1 protein-coding gene is annotated in these 519 nt (G+C 42.2%); it reads left to right on the top strand.

Annotated features, from left to right (window positions below; all coding sequences use genetic code 11):
- On the top strand, positions 1 to 519 hold a 519-nt coding region (locus R7Q48_RS31045; RefSeq protein WP_318134266.1), incomplete at both ends, for a methyltransferase.

The following is a 519-nucleotide window of genomic DNA, read 5'->3' as shown; positions in this document are numbered from 1 at the left end:
AAGGCACTCAAAAAAATCTTGAAGACAATCAATGTAATAAAGTGGCATTTCTGACCACAATGGACAGTATTCCTGCGAATACAGATCTTGTGTTAGTCCAGCTACCTAAAAGTAATCGTCATCTTGTTTGGATTTTGAGCCAACTTCGCAAGGTGCTTCCAACCGCTTGCCCTGTGATTGCTGTAAACAAAGCCAAAGAAATCCATACGTCTACATTAAAATTGTTCGAAAAATACCTTGGAGAGACTAAAACGTCACTGGCGTGGAAAAAGCATCGACTGGTCTTTTCTCAGGCCAATGCAGAACCAAGAATTGAAGTAGATCCAATCACGGCTTGGGGTGTCGAAGGTGAACACATTCAGCTTAAAAACCTGCCAAATGTCTATTCAGGAGAAAGCTTAGACTTAGGTGCGCGTTTTATGCTGCAACATATTCCTCAAGACGCCTCAATCAACCACATTATCGATTTGGGATGCGGTAACGGCGTCTTATCGGTAAAAGCAGGTCAACTCAATCCAA

Source organism: Vibrio sp. 378 (assembly GCF_033339435.1).
The sequence above is the reverse complement of the archived record's forward strand: the minus strand, read 5'-3'. Positions and strand labels throughout refer to the sequence as shown.